25 protein-coding genes and 1 tRNA gene are annotated in these 24583 nt (G+C 32.3%); 14 read left to right on the plus strand and 12 right to left on the minus strand.

The features are described from left to right. Positions 1 to 209 precede the first annotated feature (209 nt). The 5 genes from hemB (at position 210) to EU91_RS06570 (ending at position 5376) form a co-directional block, all read left to right on the plus strand. Positions 210 to 1211 carry a porphobilinogen synthase gene (gene hemB / locus EU91_RS06585; protein WP_032523984.1) on the plus strand — a complete coding sequence of 334 codons (1002 nt, stop codon included), beginning with the start codon at positions 210 to 212 and terminating at the stop codon, positions 1209 to 1211. A gap of 62 nt (positions 1212 to 1273) precedes the next feature. Then, positions 1274 to 1660: a VOC family protein gene (locus EU91_RS0108420; RefSeq protein ID WP_032523985.1), complete on the plus strand. Its 387-nt coding sequence runs from the start codon at positions 1274 to 1276 to the stop codon at positions 1658 to 1660. Positions 1661 to 1672: 12 nt separating this feature from the next. Then, positions 1673 to 4084, plus strand: coding sequence for an endonuclease MutS2 (locus EU91_RS06580; RefSeq protein WP_032523986.1), 2412 nt, complete (start codon positions 1673 to 1675; stop codon positions 4082 to 4084). 40 nt (positions 4085 to 4124) lie between these two features. Beyond that, positions 4125 to 5108: a GTPase ObgE gene (gene obgE, locus EU91_RS06575; protein WP_032523987.1), complete on the plus strand. Its 984-nt coding sequence runs from the start codon at positions 4125 to 4127 to the stop codon at positions 5106 to 5108. An 85-nt stretch (positions 5109 to 5193) separates the two neighbouring features. Continuing rightward, complete coding sequence (locus tag EU91_RS06570) at positions 5194 to 5376, plus strand: hypothetical protein (protein WP_011817712.1); 183 nt, start codon at positions 5194 to 5196, stop codon at positions 5374 to 5376. A 66-nt stretch (positions 5377 to 5442) separates the two neighbouring features. Here EU91_RS06570 and EU91_RS06565 read toward each other — a convergent pair whose 3' ends face one another. Beyond that, the gene (locus tag EU91_RS06565; protein ID WP_019478051.1) at positions 5443 to 5661 is read right to left on the minus strand and encodes a CP12 domain-containing protein; all 219 of its coding nucleotides are present in this window, start codon (positions 5659 to 5661) and stop codon (positions 5443 to 5445) included. A gap of 129 nt (positions 5662 to 5790) precedes the next feature. Then, complete coding sequence (locus EU91_RS06560; protein WP_032523988.1) at positions 5791 to 6735, minus strand: glutathione S-transferase family protein; 945 nt, start codon at positions 6733 to 6735, stop codon at positions 5791 to 5793. Positions 6736 to 6758: 23 nt separating this feature from the next. Between EU91_RS06560 and EU91_RS06555 the strand changes: the two genes are divergently transcribed. Beyond that, positions 6759 to 7664 carry an aspartoacylase gene (locus EU91_RS06555; RefSeq protein ID WP_032523989.1) on the plus strand — a complete coding sequence of 302 codons (906 nt, stop codon included), beginning with the start codon at positions 6759 to 6761 and terminating at the stop codon, positions 7662 to 7664. Positions 7665 to 7781: 117 nt separating this feature from the next. On the opposite strand, the gene EU91_RS09620 is transcribed toward EU91_RS06555, so the two are convergent. Next, the gene (locus EU91_RS09620; RefSeq protein WP_257008958.1) at positions 7782 to 7910 is read right to left on the minus strand and encodes a hypothetical protein; all 129 of its coding nucleotides are present in this window, start codon (positions 7908 to 7910) and stop codon (positions 7782 to 7784) included. A gap of 190 nt (positions 7911 to 8100) precedes the next feature. On the opposite strand from EU91_RS09620, the gene psbA reads away from it, so the two are divergent. Both psbA and aroC read left to right on the plus strand, forming a co-directional pair. After that, entirely contained in the window at positions 8101 to 9183 is a 1083-nt protein-coding gene (psbA, locus tag EU91_RS06550; RefSeq protein ID WP_002805533.1) for a photosystem II q(b) protein, read from the plus strand. Between the two features lie 108 nt (positions 9184 to 9291). Continuing rightward, positions 9292 to 10389, plus strand: coding sequence for a chorismate synthase (gene aroC, locus EU91_RS06545; RefSeq protein WP_032523990.1), 1098 nt, complete (start codon positions 9292 to 9294; stop codon positions 10387 to 10389). 34 nt (positions 10390 to 10423) lie between these two features. Here the strand turns inward: aroC and EU91_RS06540 are convergent, their stop codons facing one another. The 6 genes from EU91_RS06540 to isiD all read right to left on the minus strand — a co-directional run bounded on the left by EU91_RS06540 (position 10424) and on the right by isiD (position 16697). Continuing rightward, entirely contained in the window at positions 10424 to 11050 is a 627-nt protein-coding gene (locus tag EU91_RS06540) for a bifunctional 4-hydroxy-2-oxoglutarate aldolase/2-dehydro-3-deoxy-phosphogluconate aldolase (protein WP_032523991.1), read from the minus strand. 20 nt (positions 11051 to 11070) lie between these two features. After that, positions 11071 to 12924, minus strand: coding sequence for an ATP-dependent zinc metalloprotease FtsH (ftsH, locus tag EU91_RS06535; RefSeq protein ID WP_032523992.1), 1854 nt, complete (start codon positions 12922 to 12924; stop codon positions 11071 to 11073). 46 nt (positions 12925 to 12970) lie between these two features. After that, a complete protein-coding gene (sat, locus tag EU91_RS06530) occupies positions 12971 to 14146 on the minus strand; it encodes a sulfate adenylyltransferase (protein WP_032523993.1) in 1176 nt (391 codons plus the stop codon). A gap of 71 nt (positions 14147 to 14217) precedes the next feature. Further along, the gene (locus EU91_RS06525; RefSeq protein WP_025890347.1) at positions 14218 to 15012 is read right to left on the minus strand and encodes a photosystem II manganese-stabilizing polypeptide; all 795 of its coding nucleotides are present in this window, start codon (positions 15010 to 15012) and stop codon (positions 14218 to 14220) included. A gap of 217 nt (positions 15013 to 15229) precedes the next feature. Further along, entirely contained in the window at positions 15230 to 16486 is a 1257-nt protein-coding gene (coaBC, locus tag EU91_RS06520; RefSeq protein WP_032523994.1) for a bifunctional phosphopantothenoylcysteine decarboxylase/phosphopantothenate--cysteine ligase CoaBC, read from the minus strand. Next, positions 16476 to 16697 carry a protein IsiD gene (isiD, locus tag EU91_RS06515; RefSeq protein ID WP_032523995.1) on the minus strand — a complete coding sequence of 74 codons (222 nt, stop codon included), beginning with the start codon at positions 16695 to 16697 and terminating at the stop codon, positions 16476 to 16478. The genes coaBC and isiD overlap by 11 nt, the downstream gene beginning before the upstream one ends. Positions 16698 to 16914: 217 nt before the next feature. Here isiD and EU91_RS0108425 point away from each other — a divergent pair, with 217 nt between their 5' ends. Beyond that, on the plus strand, positions 16915 to 17115 hold the full coding sequence (locus tag EU91_RS0108425) for a hypothetical protein (protein ID WP_032523996.1): 201 nt from the start codon (positions 16915 to 16917) through the stop codon (positions 17113 to 17115). A gap of 11 nt (positions 17116 to 17126) precedes the next feature. Beyond that, a complete protein-coding gene (locus tag EU91_RS06510) occupies positions 17127 to 17468 on the plus strand; it encodes a DUF565 domain-containing protein (protein ID WP_032523997.1) in 342 nt (113 codons plus the stop codon). Positions 17469 to 17470: 2 nt separating this feature from the next. Here EU91_RS06510 and EU91_RS06505 read toward each other — a convergent pair whose 3' ends face one another. After that, positions 17471 to 18487 (minus strand): aspartate carbamoyltransferase catalytic subunit, encoded by a 1017-nt coding sequence (locus EU91_RS06505; protein WP_032523998.1) that lies wholly within the window; start codon positions 18485 to 18487, stop codon positions 17471 to 17473. A gap of 21 nt (positions 18488 to 18508) precedes the next feature. Continuing rightward, positions 18509 to 19093 (minus strand): DNA-3-methyladenine glycosylase, encoded by a 585-nt coding sequence (locus EU91_RS06500; RefSeq protein ID WP_072012886.1) that lies wholly within the window; start codon positions 19091 to 19093, stop codon positions 18509 to 18511. Positions 19094 to 19264: 171 nt separating this feature from the next. Between EU91_RS06500 and gatC the strand changes: the two genes are divergently transcribed. Continuing rightward, complete coding sequence (gene gatC, locus EU91_RS06495) at positions 19265 to 19558, plus strand: Asp-tRNA(Asn)/Glu-tRNA(Gln) amidotransferase subunit GatC (RefSeq protein WP_032524000.1); 294 nt, start codon at positions 19265 to 19267, stop codon at positions 19556 to 19558. Positions 19559 to 19563: 5 nt separating this feature from the next. On the opposite strand, the gene EU91_RS06490 is transcribed toward gatC, so the two are convergent. After that, positions 19564 to 20511 (minus strand): fatty acid desaturase, encoded by a 948-nt coding sequence (locus tag EU91_RS06490; protein WP_241433926.1) that lies wholly within the window; start codon positions 20509 to 20511, stop codon positions 19564 to 19566. A gap of 242 nt (positions 20512 to 20753) precedes the next feature. Between EU91_RS06490 and EU91_RS06485 the strand changes: the two genes are divergently transcribed. The 3 genes from EU91_RS06485 to ileS all read left to right on the plus strand — a co-directional run bounded on the left by EU91_RS06485 (position 20754) and on the right by ileS (position 24390). Continuing rightward, positions 20754 to 20835 (plus strand) — tRNA-Leu (locus tag EU91_RS06485). Between the two features lie 134 nt (positions 20836 to 20969). Then, positions 20970 to 21356, plus strand: coding sequence for a hypothetical protein (locus EU91_RS06480; protein WP_241433919.1), 387 nt, complete (start codon positions 20970 to 20972; stop codon positions 21354 to 21356). 127 nt (positions 21357 to 21483) lie between these two features. Continuing rightward, positions 21484 to 24390 (plus strand): isoleucine--tRNA ligase, encoded by a 2907-nt coding sequence (gene ileS / locus EU91_RS06475; RefSeq protein ID WP_032524003.1) that lies wholly within the window; start codon positions 21484 to 21486, stop codon positions 24388 to 24390. Positions 24391 to 24583: the final 193 nt, after the last annotated feature.

Consider the following 24583-nt stretch of genomic DNA (forward strand, 5'->3'; position numbering starts at 1 on the left):
AATAAATACTTAACTAGAAAATATTATCTCTTAATGACGTAAATTTGTGAAAAATGAAGATTGTGCAAAATATTTTTGTAACTTTTTTTGCTGCCATTAAATATATTTTAGTTAATTTTCCTGAACAAAAGTAGTCTCTGATTGATTTATGTGCGAGGCAAGCGATTAATGTATTAGATAAATATTTTTTAATTTAAAATAATATTCAAATGAATTCGATTATTCGTCCTAGAAGATTAAGAAGAACTGAGGCAATTAGAGAAATGGTTAGAGAAAACCATCTAACGGCATCGGACTTTATATATCCATTATTTATTCATGAAAAAGATATTAAAGAGGAAATATCAGCAATGCCCGGAACTTATAGATGGGATATTAATGGGTTAATAAAGGAGGTTACTAGGGCATGGGAATTGGGAGTGAGGTGTGTAGTTCTTTTTCCGAAAATTCAAGATAGCTTAAAGACTGAAGATGGAGCAGAATGTTTTAATGAAGACGGTTTAATACCTAAAGCTATTCGAATATTAAAAAAAGAGATTCCAGAAATGGCAATAATGACAGATGTTGCCTTGGACCCGTACTCTTGTGATGGTCATGATGGATTAGTTGATGAAAATGGAAAAATATTGAACGACGAAACAATCGAGATTTTAAAAAAACAAGCTTTAACGCAAGCAAGAGCTGGAGCAGATTTTATTGGCCCAAGTGACATGATGGATGGTAGGGTTGGAGCAATTAGAGCTTCTCTTGATAGTCAAGGATTTAGTGATGTAGGTATTATAAGTTACACAGCAAAATATTCATCTGCTTATTATGGTCCATTTAGAACTGCTTTAGATTCGGCTCCTAGAGAAAATAGTAAGAAAATAATTCCACACAATAAGTCTACATATCAAATGGACCCTGCCAATTCAAAGGAGGCGTTAATTGAATCTGCATTGGATCAATATGAAGGAGCTGATATTTTGATGGTAAAACCAGGAATCTCATACTTGGATATTGTTTATAGATTAAGCACTTTTTCAAATAAACCCATAGCTGCATACAACGTTAGTGGAGAGTATTCCATGGTAAAGTCTGCTGCTATGAAGAACTGGATTAACGAAAAAGATATTGTTTTAGAAACATTGCTTAGTTTTAAAAGAGCAGGGGCAAAATTAATACTTACGTATCATGCTTGTGATGCATCTCGATGGTTGCAGGATACTTAAAAACTCATTATTAACAAAAATTTGGTTTATTCTTGGATAAGTAATAAATTAATTGCTTTGTTTTGAAGTTTTCACAAGGAGTAAATAGGATTGGTCACATTGCACTTAGAGTAGAGAATCTCGAAAGGGCAAAGTCTTTTTATATTAAACTGGGTATGAATTTAGTTTGGGACGACAAAGATTGGTCTTATTTAGAAGCTGGTAAAGGGAAAGATGGACTTGCGTTGTTAGGCCCTAGCTACAAAGCTGCGGGACCTCACTTTGCTTTTCACTTTGAAAATAAAAAAGAAGTGGAAAATATTCAAAATGATTTAAAAAATTCTGGTGTAAAAGTTGGTCCTTTACATGAGCATAGAGATGGAACAGCATCTTTTTATATGAAGGATACTGAAGGAAACTGGCTTGAGATGCTTTATGTTCCTCCTGAAGGGATTCAATCGAATGTTTGATTCTTTTTTTATATGCAAGAGAAAAGTTATTCTAAAAAATCATATGTAGATAACTCCTTAGAAGAAGAATCTTTAAGCCTTTTAGAGTGGGATACATTAAAAACGCATTTATCTTCATTCGCCTCAACGGAAATGGGTAAACGAGCAATTTTAAGTTTTGCTATTCCTTCAGAATACGAATCATCTAAAAGACTTTTGAATGAAACTCTTGAAATAAATAAACTAGAAAATAATTTAGATAAATCAATTAGTTTTTCTGGTGTTTTTGATATAAGTAGAAATATTCAAATTTGTTCCAAGGGAGGTGTAATTTCATCTTCTGAATTGTTAGAAATAGCGAAAACAATTGCTGCAGCAAGAAATTTAAAAAAAATCTTATTAGATTTTGAACAAAGGCCTTATATTTCATCATTTATAAAAAATATAATAGACCATCATAATATCGAAACGATTTTTAAAAAAAGCATTGAATCTAATGGAAGAATTTCAGACAATGCTAGTAATGAACTATCTATTCTCAGAAAAGAATTTTTTTCTAAGAAACTCGAAAGAAAAATATTAGTTGAGAAATTTATTCAAAAGAATTTAGCTTATTTGCAAGATACTACTATTGGAGATCGTTATGGTAGGCCTGTTTTAGCATTGAAAGTTAATTATATAGATAAATTTAAAGGCATAATTCATGACTCTTCATCTTCAGGAAATACAGTATATTTTGAGCCTGAAAGTGTAGTAAATAAAGGTAATAAGATTGCTTCTTTGGAGGCTAGGATCACAGCTGAAGAATTCAAATTACTTAAGAAATGGTCCCAAGTTGTTGCTGATAATTCAGAAAATCTTATTGAAATGGCATCCATTCTATTGAGATTAGAAAATGCTTTAACTCGTTCAAGATATTCGAAATGGATTGGAGGTAAATCTCCTACTTTTGAGAAAAATCCTATTATTTCTTTAATTGGTTTTTCTCATCCGTTATTGATTTGGGAACATAAGAAAAAAGGAGCCCCCCCCCCAGTGGCTGTCGATTTTCATATAAATAGAAACATTAAGGTTGTAGCTATCACTGGTCCAAATACTGGAGGTAAAACTGCAGCTTTAAAAGGTTTGGGTTTGTCTTTACTTATGGCTAGAGCAGGATTATTGATACCCTCAACTAATAATTCTATTATCCCTTTTTGCCCAAATATATATGTGGATATAGGAGATAATCAATCATTAGAAGAAAATTTATCAACCTTCAGTGGGCATATATCCCGCATAAAAGAGATATTAGATTCACTTGATAATAAGAAAGGATTATCTGTTGTTTTGTTAGATGAGATTGGATCTGGTACAGATCCTCTTGAAGGAAGTGCTCTTGCGATGGCTTTATTAAAAGAATTTGCAAATAAATCTGATATCACTTTAGCAACGACTCATTATGGTGATATTAAGGCTTTAAAATATAGTGACTCAAGATTTGAAAACGTATCAGTTGCCTTTGACGAGGAATCTTTGAAGCCAAAATATATACTCAATTGGGGTATTCCTGGGAGAAGTAATGCTTTGTCAATTTCAAAGAGAATTGGTCTAGATGAAAGCATAATAAATGAAGCTGCAAATTATCTAAAGCCAAAAGAAGTTGAGAACATTAACAGCATTATAAAAGGACTTGAGGAAGAGAGGATTAAACAACAAAACTCTGCAGAAGCCGCTGCAGAACTGATTGCAAGGACAGAAATATTACATGATGAACTGAAGAGAAATTATGAATATCAAAAAATAAATGCTGAAAAAATCCAGGAAATTGAAAGGTCTAAATTATCAAAACATATTGTATCCGCTAAAAAAGAGGTAATAGAGTTGATTAAAAAATTAAGAGATAAAAATGTTAATGGAGAGGATACGAGAATTATTGGAAAAAGATTAAAGGAAATTGAGAAGGAACATCTAACCCAAAAAAAATTTGAAAATTCAATATCATGGAACCCTCAGGTAGGAGATTTTGTAAAAATTAAAAGTCTAAATAGTACGGGACAAATTATAGATTTAGATAAAAAAGGAGGTTTTTACGAAGTTAAATGTGGTTCATTCAGAAGCACATTATCTGTAAATGACTTTGAAGGTATTAATGGAGAAAAGCCTAATTTCGAAAGGTCAAAAATTGAGATTAAGTCCACAAGAGAAGATTTTTCTTTTTCTAAAATTAGAACGAGCAAAAATACAATTGACGTAAGAGGGCTAAGAGTTCATGAAGCCGAAATAATTATTGAGGAGAAAATTAGAAAATTTCATGGACCGCTATGGATTGTTCATGGAATTGGCACAGGTAAATTAAAAAAAGGACTAAGAAATTGGTTATCAGGTTTAAATTATGTTGATAAGATTGAAGATGCAGCTAATAACGAGGGCGGACCTGGTTGCAGTATTGCGTGGATTAAATAAAATTTAAAATAATTAGAAAACAATTTAATAAGCGTATTAAGTGCAATTTATTGATCAAGCAAACATTATTCTTAAAGCGGGAAAAGGTGGAAATGGAATAGTTTCATTTAGAAGAGAAAAATTCGTTCCTGCTGGAGGACCTTCGGGCGGAAATGGTGGCAGAGGCGGTTCAGTTATTTTGATGGCTGATAATAATCTTCAAACATTATTAGATTTCAAATTCAAACGTGAAATAATTGCTGCAGATGGATGCAAAGGAGGTCCTAATAAAAGATCAGGTGCTTCAGGTGAGGATACAATCCTTAAAGTTCCCTGCGGTACAGAAATAAGGGATATTAAAACCGGCATTATTTTAGGAGACTTAACTAAAGATAAACAGAGTTTAACTATTGCCATTGGAGGAAGAGGTGGACATGGTAATGCTTACTATTTAAGTAATCAAAATAGAGCCCCAGAATCATTCACTGAAGGTAAAGATGGTGAAATATGGGAGGTTCGATTAGAACTAAAACTTCTTGCTGAGGTTGGGATTATAGGCCTTCCAAATGCTGGGAAAAGTACTTTGATTTCCGTTGTGTCATCTGCCCGTCCAAAAATCGCAAATTATCCTTTCACAACTCTTATACCTAACTTAGGTGTAGTAAGAAAAATTGATGGGAATGGTTGCCTTTTTGCGGATATTCCTGGATTAATATCAGGGGCAGCTGATGGAGTAGGTTTAGGGCATGATTTTTTAAGACACATCCAAAGAACAAAGATTCTTGTTCACTTAATTGATGCAATTGCAGAAAATCCTTTACATGATTTTAAGGTCATTGAGCAGGAATTAAAAAAATATGGGAAAGGTCTTTTAAATAAAGAGAGGATAATAGTATTGAATAAAATGGAGCTGGTAGATGATGATTATTTGAAAATAATTTCAAAAAAGTTAGAAGATTTATCTAAAAAGAAAGTTTTAGTTATTTCTTCATCTTTAAAAAAAGGTTTATCTTCACTGCTTTCTGAAGTATGGAAAAGGATCTAACTTAAATTAAAAAATTTTTTTTTTTAAATTTACTTGATTTAATAATGAAAATTAGTCATAAATAAGATACTTCTTTAAACACAATATGAATTTCTATACTTGCTTTGATCAACAAGGGAAAATAATAGCTCGATGTCAAACCATTCAAGATATAGAGGTTTTGAAGAAAATGGGAAGACCAATTGTAGAAGTCAAGGAAATGAAAAATGAGGAGTCAGTTGTATGTTCCCTTACTGGAAGTCCATCCGACTTTAATAGAGATTACTAATAGAATTAAAAAATAAAAAAAGGGCTATTAGAGCCCTTTTATATTGTGCAATATCTATCAAAAAACTTAATCATCATAAACAAGACATTCTGGTTCATCCGGGTTGGCATCGCAGAATAGTTCCAAAGCATTAGGGTCATGTTTATCCTCTGGATGATGATCTTTATATTCTTCAAGTTCTTTTAGCTCTTCAGTTAAATGTCTGACCTTTGGAAGATTGCCCTCTGCTTTTGCAGATTCGATTTCCGATTGATCTTTTTTGATGTGTTCGTCAATGGATTTCATTTTAAGCTTTTCGTACTTTAGTAGACATACTTAACATAGTTAATTTCTAATGAAATTGCATTATCTATGAACTAAATAAGTGTTCATTACAACATCATTTTTGTTTTTTTTTAATTCATTTATGCATTTTTAGGACTCTAATCTCATTATTTCCTTTAACGATGGTAAAATCGGGATTAATTGATTTGGGTTTAAAGGAAATAAAGCTTTGTAGTAATCTTTTTTCCATTCATTGTCGAGACATGTCCTATTTACGTTAGATAATTTAAAGAATTTTAATCTCCATTGAATGATTTTTTCGAAAGTTGATAGTTCTTTTTCAGTACATTTGAAAAGTTTGCTATATATCAATTCCCATCTTATAAGCGTTGGAAAAAGGTAAATATCTGCGTAGGTTAACTCTTCTCCAAATATCCAGTCCCCTTTGTTTTTTTGTAGTAAATTTTCAACTTCATTTAAAGCTGCGAAAAGATTTTGACTCGCTTTTTTGTAAGCTGACTGGTTTCTGGCGAAACCACATTTATATACGCCATCATTAATGCTGTTATTGATTAAATCTAAAAATTTTTGATTACAATCTTTAATAGTTAATATCTGATATTTTGATTGCAATTTTATTGAATTTAGTAGTCTTATAATCTGTGAACTTTCATTAGACAAAATATTTACTTCATCTTTTATAGAACTAGTTAAAAGGGGTAATGTAGCTCTAAAAATAATATTTTTATTAGCTTTCTTATAAAGGTCTGAAAGTCTTATACATCCCTGAAATTTTCTATTGAAAATCCATTCGCCATGTTCAACATCTGCTTCTAAAAAAATAACTTTAACTTTGTGAGATAAATTTTTTAATTCGTGTACGAGTAAAGTTCTTTGACACCACGGACAAGAATTCCCTACCAATAAATAAATTTGTCCATTCTCATTATTAATATCGTATTCACTATTAATTGTTATACCTTTAGGCCTTTTATAATTACCATGGAAATCTGATGGTGCGAAGCCATTCATTAATTGGGTCCAAAACCAAAACCAGAATTTTCTGGTGGCCTTTATAAGGTATTTATTTTGCATAAAATTTTATTTTTAAAGAAAAAATGACTGTTCGAAGAATACTTATCGTTTCAGGAACTCATGGGAATGAAATTAATCCTGTTTGGGCGGTTAAGCAATTTAACAGAAAGGAAAATAGTTTTAATCATGGTATTGAGTATGAGTACATCATAGGTAATCCTGTTGCCTATGAAAAAGGTTGCAGATACATAGATGTTGATTTAAATAGATCTTTCAAAGAAAGTGAGAATTTAGATCAAAACAAGAATAGCTTTTATGAAACTAATAGAGCCAATTTTTTAGTAGATGAATTTGGAATTGGCGGATCTAAATCCTGTCAAATTGCAATTGATTTGCATACTACTACTGCACATATGGGAACAAGCATTGTTTTGTATGGAAGGAGATTCAAAGATTTTTGTTTAGCTGCATTACTGCAGAACAAATTTGGATTACCTATTTATTTGCACGAAAAAGACAAAGCCCAAACAGGCTTTCTTGTGGAAGCTTGGCCATGTGGTTTGGTTATTGAAATAGGAGCTGTCGCACAAAATTTTTATGATCAAAACATCATAAATAGATTCCTAATCATACTTGGATCCTTAAGGGAAGAGATAGATAAATTGAAAAACAATCTTATAGAACTACCAAAGGAATTGATTGTTCATGTTCATAAAGGGAGTATAGATTATCCAAGAGATGAAATAGGAAATATTGATGGCTTAATTCATCCTGAAAGAATAAACCAAGATTGGAAATTGATTAAGAAAGGAGATCCATTATTTCTTGATAGCCGAGGGATTACTATTAAATATGAAGGAGATCAGTTTGTTTGGCCGGTTTTTATTGGCGAAGTTGCTTATAAAGAAAAGAAAATTGCAATGAGCTACACAAAGAAAGAAGTTATTTGTTCTAACAATCAATGGGTCTATGAGTTCGAAAGTCTTTAAAATTAAGAAACCGGAACAATAAATCGTTGAAAACTAATAAGGATTTTTTATTTTATAGATAAGTTTATTTAATATTTGATAATTTTATTTTTTTTCTATTTTTTAAACCTTACAAACCTAAATTCTTTCACTCCAATAAATAACAGCTCCAAAAGCCTCTAATTGCAGTCTTCTATGCTTAGCCTCTCTTAAGGAAACTACCTCTCTAGATCTTTTTCCGTTAAGAAGCCATTCGATTATTACCAAGTTAAATCCTCAATAACAAAGAAAATATTAAGACATGGAAGTTCTTTTCTCCTGTTTTCCAAAAAATAAGTTTACTTAAAGAAAAAATATTTACACATTTTTTGCGATTTTGGTCTAAAATCTTCGAAGCGGAAATTAATTTTCCGTTTTTATTTACACGTCTCACTTTAGAGACATACTTTACGAACTCATGACAACTATTCAGCAGCAGCGTTCTTCGCTGTTAAAAGGTTGGCCACAGTTTTGTGAGTGGGTAACATCAACTAACAACAGAATTTATGTTGGTTGGTTCGGCGTCTTAATGATTCCATGCCTTCTTACAGCAGCGGCTTGCTTCATCGTTGCATTCATCGCAGCACCACCAGTAGACATTGACGGAATTAGAGAACCAGTTGCTGGTTCATTCCTATACGGAAACAACATCATTTCAGGTGCAGTTGTTCCTTCATCTAACGCTATTGGTCTACACTTCTACCCAATTTGGGAAGCAGCTACTGTAGATGAGTGGTTATACAACGGTGGTCCTTACCAACTTGTAATTTTCCACTTCCTAATTGGTATCTCAGCATACATGGGAAGACAGTGGGAGCTTTCATACCGTTTAGGTATGCGTCCTTGGATCTGTGTTGCATACTCTGCACCAGTTTCAGCAGCTTTCGCAGTATTCCTTGTATACCCATTCGGTCAAGGTTCATTCTCTGACGGAATGCCTCTAGGTATCTCTGGAACATTCAACTTCATGTTTGTTTTCCAGGCAGAGCACAACATTCTTATGCACCCATTCCACATGGCTGGTGTTGCTGGTATGTTTGGAGGATCTTTATTCTCAGCTATGCACGGTTCACTTGTTACTTCATCTCTAATCAGAGAAACAACTGAGACTGAATCTCAGAACTATGGTTACAAGTTCGGACAAGAAGAAGAAACATATAACATCGTTGCAGCTCATGGCTACTTCGGTCGTTTGATCTTCCAATATGCAAGTTTCAACAACAGCAGAAGTCTTCACTTCTTCCTAGCTGTATTCCCAGTTGTTTGTGTATGGTTAACTTCAATGGGTATCTGCACAATGGCATTCAACCTTAACGGTTTCAACTTCAACCAGTCAGTTGTTGATGCAAACGGTAAGATTGTTCCTACATGGGGTGACGTTCTTAACAGAGCAAACCTAGGTATGGAAGTAATGCACGAGCGTAACGCTCACAACTTCCCACTTGATCTAGCAGCAGCTGAGTCTACAACAGTAGCTCTTTCAGCTCCAGCTATCGGTTAAGCTTAAAGTTCTTAAACTTAAAAGCCCCCTTTTTGGGGGCTTTTTTTTGTTTAATTTTCAATTGGTTTCATATAATGTTTATATATAGATAAAACATTTGATATTTCTATGAGTAGTAGTTTTGGAAAAATTTTTCGTGTTAGTACTTTTGGAGAATCACATGGTGGTGCAGTAGGAGTTATCCTTGATGGATGTCCACCTAAGTTAAAAATAGATATAAACCTGATACAAAATGAATTAGATAGACGCAGACCTGGCCAAAGTGACATTACAACACCCAGAAATGAAGAAGATAAAATCGAAATATTAAGTGGGATAAAGGAAGGGTTAACACTTGGAACTCCAATAGCAATGTTGGTAAGAAATAAGGATCAAAGACCAAGAGATTATAATAATTTGGAGCAGGTATTTAGACCTTCTCATGCAGATGGTACGTATCATCTGAAATATGGAATTCAGGCAAGTTCTGGCGGTGGAAGAGCCTCTGCAAGAGAAACAATTGGAAGAGTAGCTGCTGGTGCTGTAGCAAAACAATTATTAAAAACCTTCTGTAACACTGAAATACTATCTTGGGTAAAGCGTATACATGATATTGATTCTGATATAAATAAAGAGAAGATTTCTCTCAAAAAAATAGATTCTAATATTGTTAGATGTCCTGATGAAAAGGTATCAACAGAAATGATCGAGAGAATTAAGGAATTAAAGAGTCAAGGAGACTCTTGCGGCGGTGTTATTGAATGTCTAGTAAGAAATGTTCCCTCTGGTCTTGGAATGCCTGTTTTTGATAAATTAGAAGCTGATTTAGCAAAGGCTTTGATGTCTTTGCCTGCCACGAAAGGCTTTGAAATAGGTTCAGGTTTCTCTGGAACTTATTTAAAAGGAAGCGAACATAATGATGCCTTCATCAAGTCTGATGATATTAGTAAGTTAAGAACAACATCAAACAATTCAGGAGGTATTCAGGGCGGAATAAGTAATGGTGAAAATATCGAGATGAAGATAGCTTTTAAACCTACAGCAACCATTGGGAAAGAACAGAAAACAGTAAATGCTGAAGGTAAAGAAGTACTTATGAAAGCAAAAGGGAGACACGATCCATGCGTTTTACCAAGAGCAGTTCCCATGGTTGATGCAATGGTAGCTTTAGTACTTGCTGATCATTTACTTCTAAATCATGCTCAATGTGACTTAATAAATAAGTAGTAGTTTTGTTGAATAAATTATATTTATCCTAAACTTAATTATTTGTGAGCCATTCATATATTTTTGGATCAAATTTTTTATTTTTGATAGCTTTATCTCCAATTACAACTGCTTTATACCCTAAAGATTTATAAGTTTTTAAATCATTGATTGACAGTCCTCCAGCAGCAATGAAATCAACATTTTTATAGTTGAGTATATTTATCGAACTATCTTTACTTTTTATTGGGTAAATTTTGATAATGTTGCAATTTAAATCTATTGCTTCCTTAAGATCTTTTAAATTATTAATTCCTGGAATTAATAAATAATTTTTTGACTGCGCATAATTGAAAAGATCTTTATCCCAAAATTTCATCATTGAAAAATTTAATCCAATTTTTAAAGAATCTTCTATTGATTGCTTATTAACTATGGAGGCAGAGCCTAAATTAATTCTTGGATATTTAATTTTGATATCGGATACAAAATCGAACCAATTTTCGTTGTTAGACCAACTTATTTCAATATTCTTTAACCCTAATTTTACTAAGTTTTCTAATTCTTCAAAAAATAAATTTCTTATAGAGGTATTTGAGTAAATATTATCTTCAGGTTTTATAAGTAAAAAAAAAGACTCAATTTTCAGGAAATCCGAAAGAGAATCTTCTTTATTATTCATTAAAAATTTAAAATTCCGCGTTAAATATAGTTTGCGGATTTTACTTCTGAGCGGTTGAGCAAGTCTTGGATATCTTCAGTATCTATAGTTTCTCTTTCGATTAGCATTTGAGCCATTTCGTCAAGAACAGTTCTGTTGTCTGTTAAGACTTTTGTAGCTCTCTTGTAGGCAACATCAACAAGGTCTGAAACCTCTACATCAATAGTTGCGGCTGTGTCTTCAGAGAAATCTCTTGTAGAACTCATATCTCTTCCTAGAAACATTCCACCTTGAGATTGACCTAGAGCGACTGGACCTATTTTGTCACTCATACCGAATTTAGTGATCATTTGTCTTGCTACATTGGCAACTTGTTGTAAATCATTCGAAGCTCCGGTTGTTACCTCTTCTTCGCCATAGACTATTTCTTCAGCAACTCTTCCACCAAGAGCAACAGCCATTTGATTTTGTAGGTAAGAACGAGAGTAAAGACCAGATTCCATTCTTTCTTCACTTGGTGTAAAGAAGGTTAGGCCCCCGGCTTGACCTCTTGGAATGATTGAAACTTTTGCAACTGGATCATAATCAGGCATTAATGCTCCAACGAGTGCATGACCAGCTTCGTGATAAGCAACTAATTCTTTCTTCTTATCACTGATGACTCTATCTTTCTTTTCTGGCCCAGCCATAACTCTTTCAATGGCATCACCGACTTCATCATTACTTACTTTATCTAAATCTTTTCTAGCTGCTAGTATTGCTGCTTCATTTAAAAGATTAGCTAAATCTGCACCAGTAAATCCTGGTGTTCTTCTGGCAACTTTATCTAAGTCAACGTCTTTTGAAAGAGTTTTATCTTTCGCATGAACATTTAATATCTGCAATCTTCCAGCATAATCTGGGCGGTCTACTGTTACTTGTCTATCAAATCTACCAGGACGCATTAAAGCTGAATCTAAGACATCAGGTCTATTGGTTGCAGCAACTATTATTATTCCTGAATTACCTTCAAAACCATCCATTTCGGTTAAGAGTTGATTTAATGTTTGTTCTCTTTCATCATTTCCTCCGCCCATACCAGCTCCCCTTTGTCTTCCAACTGCATCTATTTCGTCTATAAACACGATACAAGGAGCATTCTTTTTAGCTTGTTCAAAAAGATCTCTAACTCTACTAGCTCCAACCCCAACAAACATCTCTACAAATTCTGAACCAGATATTGAGAAAAAAGGTACACCTGCTTCTCCAGCTACTGCTTTAGCTAACAATGTTTTTCCAGTACCAGGAGGACCAACAAGAAGAACTCCTTTTGGAATTTTTGCTCCGACTGCAGTAAATCTATCTGGGCTCTTAAGAAAATCTACAACCTCTGTGAGTTCTAATTTTGCACCTTCTACACCAGCAACATCTGAAAAAGTTACTTGTGTAGATGGTTCCATTTGTAGTCTAGCTTTGCTTTTGCCAAAACTCATGGCAGGGTTACCACCTCCAGCATTACCACTTTGGGATCTTCTGAAAAGAAAAAATAGGCCTCCAATCAAAAGTACTGGAAAAATTAAGCTACTTACAGCCTGCTGCCATGGGTTGGCTAATTTTGTAGGGGTTACAGCTATATCTACATTATTCTCAGTCAGTATTTTTAATAAATCTTTGTCAGGGGCTAAATTGACCTCGGACCTGCTCCCATCATTTTCAACAACTTGAGCTGTGGCGTTATCTGGAGATATTAGGACTCTACTGATTTCTTTATCTTGTACTGCCTCTATAAAATCACTATATCTCAAGGTCTTTGTAGAACTTTCAGTACTAGGTTTATCAAAAACTGAAGTACCAATGAAAATTACAGTTATAACGGCTAGGACATAAAGTCCTACGTTTCTCCAACGTTTGTTCACGATAAAAAATCCTTAATAAATCTATAATACTAATAATAAAACAATATTAAGAGCGTCTTAGAACATCTACTACACTTTTGAATGCAAACCATTCAGGAATTGGTTCACCATTCCTCAATTTCTTTCTAAATTCAGTGCCACTAAGTTTCATGATTTCATAATCAAATTCTTTAGCTTCTTCAGCTGTTATATATCCTTTTTCTTTCGTATAAACTAAATTTTTTGAAGGAACAGTTTGCATCATCAATTCATCTGCACACTTATTCGCAAAATTCTGGGCGTCATATGGACCATAAAAATCTTCACCAGTTGATGAAGACTTACAACCAGCCATATCTCTACCAATAATAAAGTGGGTACAGCCATAATTTCTTCTGATTATCATATGTTGAAGAGCTTCTCTTGGCCCTGCCATATGCATTGAATAAGGTAAAAAAGCCCATTTTATTCTTTTATCAGATATTTCCTCTTCTAATTCTTTATAGGTCAAATATCTAACTTTCCCAGGGATATCATCTTGTTGAGTTGGCCCACAAGTTGGATGAACTAAAACAACTGAGTTAGAGGAGACATTATCTGAAAGTAAGGCATTAGTAAATAATTCATAATGTGCTCTATGAATTGGATTTCTGCATTGAAATGCAACTACATCATGATTTGATGGCAGTGTAGATCTAACTTCTTCTGGGGTTTTGCAGGGGAATTCTCTAATTGGTAGTTCGAAACCATAAACTCTTCCTCCTATATAAAATCTCCCTCTCTCGTTAAAAATCATCTTAACAGCAGGATGATCTAAAGAATTAGTACCATAACAAAGTTCAGCCTCTAAGGATTTGTCAGGCTCCCATTTAGAGCTAACTTCTAAAACTGCTATTTTTTGTTTTTTATAAGTAAGCAATATTGTCTCTCCAGCTTTTACTTTTTCATTATTTGAATCAAATACTATAGGCAAGCCAAAAAGCAAACCATTTGTATTTCTATTATTTTTAATTACCGAATTGTAGTTATTTTCATCCATAAATCCTTCCAATGGAGAAAAAGCTCCAACCATCAAAAGTTCTACATCGCACGCATTTCTCTCGCTACATTCAAACTCATAAGTAGCTTTAGAGATAAGATCATTTTTAAGGTTTTTATCTTTGATAATTAAATTTATTAGTTCCCCTCCATAAGGCGGTATTAGTCCATTAGTATCTGTTTTAGTTTTTTGTTGTAATTCCATTTTTTAAATTGATAAAGAAAAATTTTGAAAAAAAAAAAGGGGTTTAACCCCCTTTTTCTCTGAAGTAGGGTTTATGCCTTTCTTCCGTAAAGCTCCCCAATTATTTTTACATCAAGTGGATCCTTTGAACCCATATCTGTATCTGAAGGTTGGATTGCTTCAAAAGTACCAGCAAATTCGTCTGTGTCAGAATCTACATTGTTGATTGAAAGAGTAATAACGCCAGTACCGTTTACATCAACTTTAATATTTTCTTTTGCAAGTTCTTCGTCATCGCCTCCTAACGCAACTAAACCTTGAGCATATTCAACACCAGTATTTTTAGCCCTTGCCTTAGGATCTAAAAAGTCACCAGTTCTGTAATTAGGTGTAAATGTTGAACCACTAACCTCAGTGCCTGGCTCAATTGATGAAGGTAAATCAGCTGTAAGATCTTTTGCTGAGAATGCAAATGGCACCTCTAAACCACCAGGGGTTAATACAGTAATAAGTTGAAAATCAATACCACCCTTTTCAGTGAAAGTTCCTGAATCTATATCTCCATAAACTTCTGTAACTGTGGTGTTATTTCTAGGACTAATAATTTTTGTGGAAACAAATTCTGCAGCTTTTCGTTTTGTCCCTGGCACTTTTACATAAACTTCTGTTGGATGCATGCATATTCCTTTAAGGCTATCTCCATTACCTAGAGATATTGATCCGACAAGAGATGAGTCTAATGTAGGGCAATCATTAGCTTTTCCTGTGTTAACAACATCTGTGAATTGTGCATTTCCTCTTTCAGAAAAAGCAAATGTTTTAACAGGTACGAAAGCAAAAGTTATACAAATTGAAATAACAAAAGCTAAGAAAGAACGAATTCTCATAATTAAAGTTGCAGTAAAGTTCTGTGACGATAGATTAAAGGTCATCTAATAAGTTCAGTAGGGATATTACAAGGGAAAGGACCATAAAAGATAGGACTATTAAATCCTCGAAACAACCCGTAGCTTTTTAGATTTTAAAAAACTGGAATTATTTTAAGCTATCACATTATTTTTAATGATTAAGATTACAAAAAAATACAAATTAAAAATTTTTTTTTTATTTTTTTAATGAAATAATTTGGGTTATTAATTGATTTGCTAAATCAATTTTTGATGTTTTGTTAATGTAGTGTTCCATATTATTAGTATCGAATAACCAACCCTCATTTTGTGCCAAAAAGCCAAATCCTTGGCCTTCAAGATCAATTGGATTTGCGAATAGATAATCACAACCCTTTTGGATAATTTTTTCTTTAATTGTCATTCGTGCTTCTTCGATAGATCCTGTAAAAGCACAAAAGCCTACAAAAACTTGGTTATCTTTTTTTGATTTACTAATTGTTTTTAAAATATCTGGGACTAGCTCAAAGTTTTGATTCAAATGAGCATTAATTTGATTTTTTGGAATTTTAGCTGATGTATTAGAGGTTATTTTAAAATCAGATACTGCAGCATTCATGAAAAAATAATCGCAATTTGATATTTCATTATTAAGTGCCCTAATTAAATCAACACTAGTTTCAATTTCATATCTTTTTATTCCATCAGTAAGATTCTTATCGATTTTCAGAGGACCATGAACATATTTTACTTGTGCTCCCCTGAATCTCGCCACTTGAGAAAGAAGTAGGCCCATAGCTCCAGAACTTTTGTTTGTAATGTGTCTTGCTGCATCAATTTTCTCTGAGGTACAACCTCCAGTTATTAAAATTTCTTTATTAAGTAAATCTTTGCGATATTCATTTTGTTTATGTGAAGCTATAAATTCAAGAGCTAATTGTATTAGATCATTAGGAGGTATCTTACCTATGCCAATAGCATCACATGCTAAGAGGCCTTCACTTGGTTGCAAAGACAAAACATTTTCGTAATTCTGTAAATTCTCATAATTTTTTTGGACAGCTTTGTTTAGCCACATTTGTGTATTCATTGCTGGTGCAACAATAATTGGCTTTATATTTGCTATTAAGATGCTTGGGATTAATCCCTCTGCATTTCCAGTCACCCATTTTGCTAATGTTGTCGCTGTTAAAGGGGCGATGATTAAAATATCAGCCCAATTACCTAGTTCTATGTGAAGAGGTGTTGATTGACCATCAGACCATTGATCATGTTCTAAAATGCACGGGTTTCTACTTAAAATAGAAAGAGAAAGCGGCTTTATTAATTTTTCTGCATTTTTTGATAAAACGCATCTTATTTCATAATTTTCTTTCGCTAATTGGCTAACTAATAATGGAATTCTTACAGCTGCAATACTTCCAGTTATTAATAAAAGAACCTTTATTTTGGAGTCCTTATTTTTAGTTTTCATCGAAAGGTTCCTGATCGAGGAGATGGGTATAATTAGTCGTTAATTCAGGCCTATTGATTGCAAGAGCCCTCAGTAAGTGCCAGTCTTTTAAACCATCAAATGGAGTATTATAATTATCCTCTTCTAGCCTTTTAGCGAGATCAAAGGTCATTTCTTCATCAAAAGAATTTACTAGTTCCTCACTTATTTTATTTTCAGAAATGAATTCCATATTGAGTAAAGTCAATATACTCTAATAATAAAGCCTCAAGTAATTATTTAAAGTTGATATAAGAATTAAGTACATATTTTCAAGGATATGATATTTTTCAATTTTCAAAATCTTTTCAAATTGTTGTTAGGTCATTTATCTTCATTCTCAGTCATAAATATGCAAACTCTCCTTTTCAAAAATATTCTTTCTTAAGATAAATGAAAAAATTTATATCATGTCGCAAACCAAAAGAGAGCAAGTCATCAGTCACATACGCTATTTAAGGCAAGAGCTCAGAGAAATGCATTTAGGAATAAAAGAAGATGACCTTTTCCCTGAGCCAGGCGAATTAAGAGGGTTAATGGCTCAGTTGGAAGCATTACTTGAATTAATAGATGGAAATACTAAAATTCAATCAAACTCCGAAGCTGCTTAGTTTAATGCAAAATGGTTTTTAAACCTCAAAAGACAAAATTTCAGCTAAATATTGTGGAAAATATTCAGACATTAAGTATTTGGGCTAATAATCCATGGAGAAGATATTCAATATCGTTGATTATACTTTTAATAGGATACTTTTTTGGAAGTTCTCTTGGTATGGTAAGTGCCGTTGTGGAACTCATGGATCCTGTAGCCGCTTTTTTATCAGTAGTTTTTATTGAGTTTTTAATAGTTTTGAGAAGAAATTTTAGATTTGAAAGGAAAAGGAAATTTTTAGTACTTTTATTAGATTCTTTAAGATTGGGATTATTTTATGGTTTCTTTACTGAAAGTCTTAAGTTGCTATAAATTTACTTGTTGTGTTTCTGTAATAGATAAAGCAAAGCCATTCTTATAGGGATACCATTTGCAACTTGATTATTAATTAAGCAATTAGGATATCGATCTACCACTTTGCTGCTGATTTCAATATCTCTGTTAATTGGACCGGGATGCAGAATGGGAATTTCTTTATTATTTAAGGATAATTTCTCTGGGGTTAAGCCATAATCCAAACTATATGAATCAATGCTATTTAGTAAATTTTCCATCATTCTCTCTTTCTGGAGTCTTAAAACAATAATGGCATCTGCAATTTTTATTGATTCTTCCAATGATCTGGAAATTGTTATGGAACCTCTTGATTTAACTGGATCTTCTGTTTGATTTGGCGCGGGGGTTTTTAAAAAATTGATAAATTCATCAGGTATTAATGTCTTTGGACCACATAAGATTATATCGGCGCCGAATGCACTCAAAGCCCAAAGATTTGACCTGGCAACCCTTGAATGATTAACGTCGCCAATTATTAAAATTTTTTTGGAATTTAAAACCTCTGGATTCAGTGTTTTTTGGGAAAAGAATTTTATCAATGTATAGATGTCAAGCAATCCTTGGCTGGGATGGCTATGTAATCCATCTCCCGCATTGAGAACCGAAGTCTTGGCATTTATTGCATCAAGTTTTTTTGCGATCTCAAAGGTTATATAACTTGATGAATGTCTGATAACTAATGTATCTGCCCCCATAGCAGAATAAGTTATGGCTGTATCAATTATTGTTTCGCCTTTTGTTAAAGAGCTGGAGGATGGCGCAAACGTTTGGACATCGGCAGAAAGTCTTTTTGCTGCAAGCTCAAAACTATTTTTTGTTCTTGTACTAGCTTCAAAAAATAAAGAAGTTACCAAAGTCCCTTGTAAGGCCGGTATCTTTTTTGTACCTGCATTTTTTAGTGCATCAAATCTATTAGCTAATTCAAATACTGACTCATAATCTTTAATTGAAAAATTAGCTAGTGTGTGGATATGTTTATGAGGCCAAATTTGCATTACGCTTAAAAAGATAAATGATTATTGAAATTTAGGTGTTCTGTCACCTTTTAATCTTTTACTTACACTCCTACTATTTTTGAGATACCAACGCCATTTTATATTTTTTGCCTTTGATATGCCAATTCTCGTAGTTTGAATAAGATCTTTTTCTTCTAGAGTGGAGTCTCGTGGAGAAATCCATAAAGATTTGTTATTAAGAACTTCAAGTGAGTTAAATGAAATGTCTACACTGAATGTTTTTGTTACTAGACCAGGTCCAGAAGCTAATCTTTCATCTTTATTAGAGATAGAAACTGATCTTATCAAAACACCACTCGCAAAATTTTCTTTATCAGTAACTATGTTTAAACAATGATGAATGCCATAAGATTTGTAAATATAAAATGTGCCAGGTTTGCCAAATAATGATTTGTTTGATTCAGTCATTTTGCGGTAGCCATGACAGGCCTCTTCTTCCTGTGAATAAGCTTCAGTTTCAACAATTACCCCTTTAATTTGATCTATCTCATTATTTTTTTTTATGAGGTAACAGCCTATTAAATCAGGAGCAACAAGTTTAGAGTGCCGATAAAAAAAATTTTTTGGAAAGAATTTTTCTTCTATTTTTCAATATCTATCTAATAACATATTTAGCTGAGAAAAATAATTAAGGCTATTAAATTATATTTATTTTCAAAAAGATGTGATTATTTTTTTAAATTATTTGAAATTCAAAGGATATGTAAATAAGTTGTTCTTAATAAACTATTATTTAATAAGAAAAATATTAAATGTATGACAAAAATAACTAAAGAGGAAGTAAAAAAAGTTGCTCATTTAGCAAGATTAGAACTTAACGAGAATGAAATTAATAATCATGTAAAACAATTAGAGAAGATATTGGATTATATAAGACAACTTGAAAAAATTGATACAGATGATGTCCCCTGTACAACGAGAGCTATAGAGGTTGTAAATGTATTTAGAAAAGACGAAAAGAAAAATTCTGATTGCAATGAAGAACTTTTAGAATTGGGTCCATCGAGAGAAGATAAATATTTTAAAGTACCAAAAATTATTAATGAATGAGTAAGTTAGTTGCTTCCAATAAATGTTTTGTTGACTATCTTTAATAAAAATTTTTTTATCTTAAAGCTTGGATATAAATTTATGATTTTTCTTATTTTCCCCCTCTTTTTGCTATGACTCCTTACTCCTATTAATAAATCATAAATAAAGTTAAAAATGTCTTCTTTACTTTCAAATATCCCAACTCTTTGAGGTGAACCTTTTTTATCTAATAATGGCTTAGTTTTTTCATAAGCTACTTTGTATTCAAACCAAGGAATTGAAGGCCAAAGATGGTGAATAAGATGGTAATTTTGACCCATTATTAATAAATTCATGAACTTACTTGGGTAAACTCTAGAATTAATCCATTTATTTCTTGATCGAAAGGGTCTATGAGGAAGATAATCAAAAAATATTCCTAGAGTAACTCCCACCATTAATGCTGGTCCAAACCATAGATTATAGATTAAATTCATAAAGTCAAATTTTATTCCTGCTAAAATAATCGTTATAAAGATAGATCTTTCGACACCCCATTGTAGTAATTCATATTTTCTCCAAAGCTTTCTTTGAAAGAAAAATACTTCATGATAGAAAAATCTTGGAGCAATTAGCCAAATTGGACCAAAAGTACTTACTATATGATCTGGATCATTTTTGGGGTGATTTACATGAATATGATGTTGTAGATGTACTCTTGTGAAAACAGGGAAACTAAATCCTAAAAGAATTGCTGAGCCGTGACCCATTGCCTGATTTATCCAAGGAATAGGATGAGCAGCTTTATGACATGCATCATGAATAACAGTACCTTCAATATGTAAAGCTAAGAAGGCTGTTGCTACTAATAAAGGTAAAGGCCAAACACCCCTATACCATTGCCAGATACTAAGAAAAGCGAGAAAATAACCACCAAAAAAAAGACCTAATGTTGGATTCCAAAAACTTGGCGGATCTACGTAGTTTTTAATCTCCTTTTGCCAATTAAACGTTCCCGAAGAATTAGTAATTTTTGATGTTTTTTTATTGGTTAAGTTTGAAATCGTTCCTTACATTCTTCAAATAATATAACTGATATTTTTATATGATTGTATGTTCCTACCGAAAAAAATTTCTTTTAAGAGATATTGAATTTAATTTAATGTGTCAAATTAATCATCTTAAGAAAAAAAAATTTTTAAAATAAACCTCTTTCAATTATTATTTTATTTGAGCGGTCGTGGCGGAATTGGTAGACGCGCGAGTTTTAGGTACTCGTATCTTCGGGTGTGGGAGTTCAAGTCTCCCCGACCGCACTTAAGGGAATTCTAATAGATAGTTTGTTTATCTATATCAACTTCTTATAATTTGTTTAGTAGATGATTTAATGAATAGTTTTATCTTTTATTTAGGAACTTTTTATATATTAATTGGGACCATTTTTTTATTTGTGCCTATAATTTATCTTGAGCTCGGGAGACCAAAAGACTTAATAAAAGCTTTTTTAAATTTATTAATTGGCTTTATTTTAATAGTAAAAAATAAAACTATCGATGAATCATTTTCAATTATTTTCCTTTTATTAACATTATTAGTTGTTTTTTATGTAGTAGAACTTTTTTTATCAAGATGGAATCAACTAACAGATCAAGAGAAGAGCAAATTAACTACCTTTTTAGAATTAAAAAATAATTTTTCTAAAATATTTGAAGCTATTAACCTAGGATTAAGTAATTTAAAGAAACCTTTGAATTTTTTTAATTTTGTCAGCAAAAATAAAATTACAACTAAAAAAAAGTGGGTAAGAAACGATAAAAATGATAATATGAATGTTTAAAAACAAATTAAAATAAATTGGTTATTTGCAACATCCCCAAAAAAACTAAAGGTCAATTAAGAAAGAATATAATAAATTAGATTTATTTAAACAATTCTATTGATCACTAATATTTTTATATTTTTGTATGAAATCTCAAAATAAAAAAGAAAACAAATCAGACTTTTCTTACAAAGAAACTTTAAATTTACTTACAACTGACTTTTCAATGCGTGCAAACTCAGTTGTAAGAGAACCTGAGATTCAGACTTTTTGGGCTAAAAATAATATTGATTTCGAATTAGGTTCAAACAACTCAGGCAACACATTTACGTTACACGATGGCCCCCCTTATGCAAATGGTGCGCTGCATATGGGCCATGCTCTTAACAAAGTTTTAAAAGATATAATTAACAAATACAAAACCTTGAGAGGATATAAGGTGCATTATGTTCCAGGCTGGGACTGTCATGGCTTACCTATTGAATTAAAAGTACTTCAGAATTTGAAATCTGATGAAAGAAAGAATCTTGATCCTTTAAATCTAAGAAAAAAAGCAACAGATTATGCATATAAACAAATAAATACTCAAATGGAGGGCTTTAAAAGATGGGGGATCTGGGGAGATTGGGACAACCCTTACTTAACCCTGAAGAAAAGTTATGAATCTGCTCAGATTGGTGTATTTGGGAAAATGTTTCTAAATGGATATATTTATAGAGGTCTTAAACCTGTTCATTGGAGTCCAAGTTCTAGGACTGCACTAGCAGAAGCAGAGTTAGAATATCCTGAAGAACATTATTCAAAAAGTATTTATGTTTCCTTAAAAATTAATAAAGTATCTGAAGAAATCCTACTGAACCTCTGTAAGGAAAATCCCCATATCAAAAAGGATTTTTTTCTAGATAATTCTTTCATAACCATTTGGACTACTACCCCCTGGACCATACCGGCAAATGAAGCAGTTGCTGTAAATCCTAAAATTACCTACGTTTTTGCTCTTGACGAAGAGAAACGAATATACCTTTTCGCAAAAGAATTATTTTATGAAATCAGTAAGAAATTTAATAAAAATTTGAAGACTCTTCTGGAAGTTAAAGGAGCTACTTTAGAAGATATTGAATATCAACACCCTACTAAAAATAAAAATTGCAGAATTGTGATTGGGGGAGATTACATTACTACTGAATCAGGTACTGGAATCGTTCATACTGCGCCAGGACATGGAATAGATGATTTTAATGTGGGGAAAAAATATAATCTACCCATAACGTGTGTTGTTGACGAAAAAGGGAATCTAAATGAATATTCAGGTCAATTTAAAGGATCAAATGTTCTTAAGGACGCAAATGATTTAATTATTGAATATTTAAAGGGAAACAATTTGCTTTTATTAAAAGAAAACTACAAGCATAAATATCCTTACGATTGGAGAACCAAAAAACCAACTATTTTTAGGGCAACAGAACAATGGTTTGCATCGGTTAATGGCTTTAGAACATCTGCATTAAAGGCAATAGAAGATGTTAAATGGATGCCAGAAACTGGAAAGAAAAGAATTTATTCTATGGTTGTTGGTAGAAGTGATTGGTGTATTTCAAGACAAAGGTCTTGGGGGGTGCCAATTCCAGTTTTTTATAAAAAAAATGATAATGAAATTTTACTTAATAGCGAGATCATTAATCATATTCAAGAACTTTTTAGTAAACATGGAGCAGATATTTGGTGGGATTGGGATGTAAAAAATTTATTGCCAGAAAATTATGTCAAAGAATCTGATTTATGGAAAAAAGGAACAGATACAATGGATGTTTGGTTTGATTCAGGTTCTAGCTGGGCCGCAGTTTGTGAACAAAGAAGTGAATTAAAGTATCCAGCTGATCTTTATTTAGAGGGCTCAGATCAACATCGAGGATGGTTCCAGTCTTCTTTACTTACATCTGTTGCAGTTAATAATAAACCTCCCTATAAGAAAGTTTTAACGCATGGCTTCGCACTTGATGAAAACGGAAGAAAAATGAGCAAATCTTTAGGTAACGTTGTTGATCCAAATATAATTATTAATGGAGGTAATAATAAAAAGACTGAACCTGCTTATGGTGCTGATGTTTTAAGGCTATGGGTAAGCTCTGTAGATTATTCGGTGGATGTTCCAATTGGTTCAAATATACTAAAGCAACTTTCAGACGTTTATAGAAAAGTTCGTAATACTGCGAGATATCTTCTAGGTAATATTCATGATTATGATCCTAAAATTGATAGTTTTGAATTTGATCAATTGCCACTTCTAGATCAATGGATGTTAGGCAGATTAGTTGAGGTTACAGATCAAATATCAAATGCTTATGAAAATTATGAATTTTCAAAATTTTTCCAAATCTTACAAAGTTTTTGCGTTGTAGATCTATCAAATTTTTATTTGGATATTGCAAAGGATAGGTTATATGTAAGTTCTAAATCACAATTCAGGAGAAGATCATGTCAGTTTGTAATGTCAAAAGTTGTTGAAAATTTAGCCGTACTCATTTCTCCAGTGCTTTGTCATATGGCGGAAGATATTTGGCAAAATATTCCATATTCAACCAAAGAAAAATCAGTATTTCAAAGAGGATGGCCAATATTTTCGCAGTCTTGGAAAAATCAAACTCTTAATGACCAAATTGCAAACTTAAGAAATTTGAGAGTTGAGATTAACAAAGCTATAGAAGGATGTAGGAACAAACAAATAATTGGAGCAGCTTTAGAAACTGAAGTTAATTATTTACCTGAAGATAAAGTTATAAAAGATTCTCTAACTTGGCTTAAACAATTTGGCAATGAAGAAGTAGATTTATTTAGAGATTGGCTTATAGTTTCAAATTTTCAAGTAGTATCTGATTTGGTAGAGAATTCACTAACTATAGATAATAATAAATTGGGAAAAATTCAAATATTAAAAGCTCATGGTAAGAAATGCGATAGATGTTGGCATTATCAAAAAGAAACTTTTAGCGGAATCCAAAATACAAAATTATGCAAGAGATGTTTTAATATAATTAATCTGAAAGATACTTAGATCCAGTTTTTTTGATTCAAAAATAAAACTGAGTTTTTGTTTTCTCTTATTAATTTATCTTTAGTTTCTTTGAATGGGGCATTGTAAAGCTTAAAGTTCGTAAGTACGTATCAAAATTCTATAACTTTTTAAAAAAATCTATTTAAATTCTATGGCTAGTATAGTTGCTGAAACCTTTGAAAATAATTTTTCT

Source organism: Prochlorococcus marinus str. GP2 (genome assembly GCF_000759885.1).
Taxonomy (GTDB): domain Bacteria; phylum Cyanobacteriota; class Cyanobacteriia; order PCC-6307; family Cyanobiaceae; genus Prochlorococcus_A; species Prochlorococcus_A marinus_J.

Excerpts from the sequence above, each read along its gene's own strand:
- EU91_RS0108425 (WP_032523996.1), top strand. The coding sequence starts at position 16,915 with ATGTCGCAAACCAAAAGAGAGCAAGTCATCAGTCACATACGCTATTTA.
- isiD (WP_032523995.1), bottom strand. The coding sequence starts at position 16,697 with ATGGAATTCATTTCTGAAAATAAAATAAGTGAGGAACTAGTAAATTCT.
- hemB (WP_032523984.1), top strand. The coding sequence starts at position 210 with ATGAATTCGATTATTCGTCCTAGAAGATTAAGAAGAACTGAGGCAATT.
- ileS (WP_032524003.1), top strand. The coding sequence starts at position 21,484 with ATGAAATCTCAAAATAAAAAAGAAAACAAATCAGACTTTTCTTACAAA.
- EU91_RS06555 (WP_032523989.1), top strand. The coding sequence starts at position 6,759 with ATGACTGTTCGAAGAATACTTATCGTTTCAGGAACTCATGGGAATGAA.
- EU91_RS06510 (WP_032523997.1), top strand. The coding sequence starts at position 17,127 with ATGGTTTTTAAACCTCAAAAGACAAAATTTCAGCTAAATATTGTGGAA.
- EU91_RS06505 (WP_032523998.1), bottom strand. The coding sequence starts at position 18,487 with ATGCAAATTTGGCCTCATAAACATATCCACACACTAGCTAATTTTTCA.
- EU91_RS06540 (WP_032523991.1), bottom strand. The coding sequence starts at position 11,050 with ATGAATAATAAAGAAGATTCTCTTTCGGATTTCCTGAAAATTGAGTCT.
- psbA (WP_002805533.1), top strand. The coding sequence starts at position 8,101 with ATGACAACTATTCAGCAGCAGCGTTCTTCGCTGTTAAAAGGTTGGCCA.
- EU91_RS06525 (WP_025890347.1), bottom strand. The coding sequence starts at position 15,012 with ATGAGAATTCGTTCTTTCTTAGCTTTTGTTATTTCAATTTGTATAACT.
- EU91_RS06570 (WP_011817712.1), top strand. The coding sequence starts at position 5,194 with ATGAATTTCTATACTTGCTTTGATCAACAAGGGAAAATAATAGCTCGA.
- EU91_RS06565 (WP_019478051.1), bottom strand. The coding sequence starts at position 5,661 with ATGAAATCCATTGACGAACACATCAAAAAAGATCAATCGGAAATCGAA.
- gatC (WP_032524000.1), top strand. The coding sequence starts at position 19,265 with ATGACAAAAATAACTAAAGAGGAAGTAAAAAAAGTTGCTCATTTAGCA.
- EU91_RS06560 (WP_032523988.1), bottom strand. The coding sequence starts at position 6,735 with ATGCAAAATAAATACCTTATAAAGGCCACCAGAAAATTCTGGTTTTGG.
- sat (WP_032523993.1), bottom strand. The coding sequence starts at position 14,146 with ATGGAATTACAACAAAAAACTAAAACAGATACTAATGGACTAATACCG.
- coaBC (WP_032523994.1), bottom strand. The coding sequence starts at position 16,486 with ATGAAAACTAAAAATAAGGACTCCAAAATAAAGGTTCTTTTATTAATA.
- aroC (WP_032523990.1), top strand. The coding sequence starts at position 9,292 with ATGAGTAGTAGTTTTGGAAAAATTTTTCGTGTTAGTACTTTTGGAGAA.
- EU91_RS06580 (WP_032523986.1), top strand. The coding sequence starts at position 1,673 with ATGCAAGAGAAAAGTTATTCTAAAAAATCATATGTAGATAACTCCTTA.